Origin of the sequence: Streptomyces sp. ID05-39B (assembly GCF_033794725.1) — a bacterium.
Taxonomy (GTDB): Bacteria; Actinomycetota; Actinomycetes; order Streptomycetales; family Streptomycetaceae; genus Streptomyces; species Streptomyces bobili.
This window is the reverse complement of record NZ_JARGEF010000427.1, coordinates 1-3,618: the sequence shown is the minus strand read 5'-3', so window position 1 is coordinate 3,618 and position 3,618 is coordinate 1. Positions and strand designations below refer to the sequence as shown.

Below are 3,618 nucleotides of genomic sequence, written 5' to 3'. Positions count from 1 at the left end.
CGCGCCGATGGTACTGCAGGGGGGACCCTGTGGGAGAGTAGGACGCCGCCGAACAATCTTTAGGGAAAACCCCCGTGCCCATGGCACGGGGGTTTTCTGTTTTCTGTAGAGGGCTCCCTAAGACAACGGGTGCCCTTTTTTGCGTTATAGGCGGCCTGCCGCTTTCAGTGCCAGGTAGGCGTCGGCGAGTGCCGGCGCGAGTTCATCCGGGGTGGCATCGACGATCGTGACTCCGTGGCGGCGGAGCTTCTCGGCGGTACGGAGACGCTCCGATCGGGCCTGGGCTGCCGCCGCTGCCTCGTACACGGCATCGATGGTGCCTCGGGCTGCGGCCATGCGCGCGATGTGCGGGTCGGCCACCGAGGCGACAAGGACCGTGTGGCGTTGGGTGAGCTGTGGGAGGACCGGGAGGAGGCCCTCCTCGACCGGGGCGGAGTCGAGGGTGGTCAGCAGGACGATCAGCGATCTGCGGGGTGCCGTCCGCAGCGCTGTGGCCGTGAGACCGCGGGCATCCGTCTCGATCAGCTCCGGTTCGAGGGATGCCATGGCGTTGACCAGCGAGGGGAGCATGTCTCGGGCGGTGCGGCCCTGGACGAGAGCGCGTACGTGGCGGTCGTAGGCGAGGAGACCGACGCGGTCGCCTGCGCGGGAGGCCAGGGCGGCCAGGAGGAGGGCTGCGTCCATGGAGGCGTCGAGGCGAGGGGCGTCGCCGACTCGGCCCGCGGAGGTGCGGCCGGTGTCGAGGACCAGGAGGATGTGGCGGTCGCGTTCGGGGCGCCAGGTGCGGACGGCGACCGTGGTGCGGCGAGCTGTGGCGCGCCAGTCGATGGACCGGGTGTCGTCGCCGGGGACGTACTCGCGCAGGCTGTCGAATTCTGTGCCTTCGCCACGGGTCAGGACGCTGGTACGGCCGTCGAGTTCACGCAGACGAGCGAGTTTCGACGGCAGGTGCTTGCGGCTGGTGAACGGGGGCAGAACCCGTACAGACCAGGGAATCCTGTGGGTGTCCTGGCGGGAGAAGAGGCGCAGGGGGCCGTAGGAGCGGATGGTGACGCGGTCGGTCTGGCGGTCGCCGCGGCGGGTGGGGCGTAGGCGGGTGGTGATGCGGCGGCGTTCGCCGGCGGGGACGGTGACCTCGTGGCGGGATGCGGCGAATTCCGTGCCGGGCTGCCAGCTGCTGGGGGGCCAGGCGTCGCGGAGGTGGGCGCGCAGGGGACGGCGGGAGGGATTGGCGATGGTGAGGGTGACGTCCGCTGTGTCGCCGAGGCGTACGGAGGTGTCGCCGGAGCGGGTCAGGCGCAGCCGGCGTACGGGAGCTGCCAGGGCGAAGTCGCAGGCGCAGGCGACGGCCAGGGGGGCGTTCACGGCGAGGATGCCTGTCCAGCTGGGCTCCCAGATGCCGACGGGGAGGGAGCCCAGGGCCGCGAGGAGCGCGGTGCGTCCGGTGAGTGCCATCAGCGGGGGACGGGGACGTGGGTGAGGATCGCGGAGATGACCGAGTCGGCGGTGACGCCTTCCATTTCGGCCTCCGGGCGGAGTTGGACGCGGTGGCGGAGGGTGGGGAGGGCGAGGGCTTTGACGTCGTCGGGGATGACGTAGTCGCGGCCGGTCAGCCAGGCCCAGGCGCGGGCGGTCGAGAGGAGAGCTGTGGCGCCGCGCGGGGAGACACCGAGGGTGAGGGACGGCGATTCGCGTGTGGCGCGGCAGATGTCGACGACGTAGGCGGTGATTTCGGGGGAGACGGTGGTCCTGGCGACCGCGGCGCGGGCGGCGGCGAGTTCTGCGGGGCCGGCCGCCGGGCGTACGCCGGCGGCGCGCAGGTCGCGGGGGTTGAAGCCCTCTGCGTGGCGGGTGAGGACGTCGATCTCGTGCCGGCGGGAGGGGAGCGGGACGGTGAGTTTGAGGAGGAAGCGGTCGAGCTGGGCTTCGGGGAGGGGGTAGGTGCCTTCGTACTCGACCGGGTTCTGGGTCGCGGCGACCAGGAACGGGTCGGGGAGGAGGCGGGGGGTGCCGTCGACGGTGACCTGGCGTTCCTCCATGGCTTCCAGGAGGGAGGACTGGGTCTTCGGCGGGGTGCGGTTGATCTCGTCGGCCAGGAGGAGGTTGGTGAAGACCGGGCCGGGCTGGAAGGAGAACTCTGCGCTGCGGCTGTCGTAGACGAGGGAGCCGGTGACGTCGCTCGGCATGAGGTCCGGGGTGAACTGGACGCGTTTGGTGTCGAGTTCCAGTGCGCAGGCGAGGGCGCGGACGAGCAGCGTTTTGGCCACTCCGGGGACTCCTTCGAGGAGTACGTGCCCGCGGCAGAGGAGGGCGACGACGAGGCCGGTCACGGCGGCGTCCTGGCCGACCACGGCCTTGGCGATCTCGGCGCGCAGGGCTTCCAGGGAGGCGCGGGCACTGCCCGGGTCCCCGGTGCTCCCGGCGTTGTCAGTGGTCGGGTCCATCATGGACGGCGTACCTCTCTTTCGAGGGCGTCGAGTTGGTCGGCGAGGGTGATCAGGCCCGTGTCGTCGGCGGGTGCCGGGCCGAAGAGGAGGGCGTGCAGGGACTGTCCGTCTGCGTGGAGGTGGGCGGACAGGGCGGGGACGAGGGTCTCGGGCGTGTGCGCCTGGGTGGCGGGGACGCCTACGAGAGGGGCGAGGCGGGTGCGGGTGGTGGAGCGAAGAGCGGTGGCCGCGCGTTCGCGCGCGTCGGCCTTGCGGTAGAGGCGGGCGCGGCCTTCGACGGTTTCGGAGGCGCGGATCGCGACGGGGAGTCTTTCGGGCACGAGGGGGCCGAGCCGGCGTGCCCGCCAGAGGGCGGCGAGGGCTGCCGCGACGAAGAGTTGCAGGGTGCCCCAGAGCCAGCCGGAGGGGATCAGGTCGAAGAAGCTTTTCTCCTCGTCCTGGTCCGCGGCGGAGGTGTCGGAGAGCGAGGGGAGGTACCAGACGAGATGAGGGCGGGAGCCGAGGAGTTGGAGGGCGAGGGAGGCGTTGCCCTGCTCGTCGAGGCGGTCGTTGTGGAAGATGTCGGGTGCGCCGAGGACGACGGTGTCGCCGTCGCCGGTGGGGTCCGGGACGCGCACCAGGGTGGCCAGGCGGTTGCTGGGGTAGCACTCGTCTGCGTCGGGGCGGGTGGTGGTGTAGCGGATGCCGCCGGTGTCGGCGCTGCCGGCGTTCTGTGCGGCGGGCAGCGCGCAGTCGGGGTCGAGGGTGGAGCCGCGGCTGGTGGCGGGGTCCGCGGTGACGCCGGGGGCGAGGGTCTCGACGGACCAGGTGCCGGGGGCGACGAGGACCGTGCGGCCGCCGGAGTCGGCTGTCGCGGCGTGCAGTTCCCTCTGTTGGCGTTCCGTCAGCAGGTCCGGTTGGGCCACCAGGAGGGTGGTGTCCGGGCTGGTCGCTGTGCGGGCCTCGGCCAGGGTGGTGGCGACGCGGGTGGAAACGCCGTGGTCGGCGAGGAGTTCGGCGACGGCGCGGCTGCCGTAGGTGTCGCCGGAGCGGGGGTCGAGGGCACCGTGGCGGGCGTCGGAGCGGAGGGCGGCGAGGACCGCGGCGCCGGCCAGGAGGAGCAGCAGGGCGAGGACGATGCCGCGCGAGCGGGTCCACACCTGGCGGGGGGTGGGCGAGACCGAGGTGGCGG

General features: G+C 72.3%; 3 protein-coding genes. All 3 read right to left on the bottom strand.

Going from position 1 to position 3,618, the window contains the following annotated elements:
- Window positions 1–144 precede the first annotated feature (144 nt).
- Window positions 145–1,455, bottom strand: coding sequence for a DUF58 domain-containing protein (locus tag P1P75_RS40570; protein WP_319264788.1), 1,311 nt, complete (start codon window positions 1,453–1,455; stop codon window positions 145–147).
- Window positions 1,455–2,444 (bottom strand): MoxR family ATPase, encoded by a 990-nt coding sequence (locus tag P1P75_RS40565; RefSeq protein ID WP_319264787.1) that lies wholly within the window; start codon window positions 2,442–2,444, stop codon window positions 1,455–1,457. Before P1P75_RS40565 ends, P1P75_RS40570 begins: the two co-directional genes overlap by 1 nt.
- Window positions 2,444–3,618: DUF4350 domain-containing protein (locus P1P75_RS40560; RefSeq protein WP_319264785.1), on the bottom strand; the 1,175-nt coding region annotated here is incomplete at its 5' end. The genes P1P75_RS40565 and P1P75_RS40560, both read right to left, overlap by 1 nt.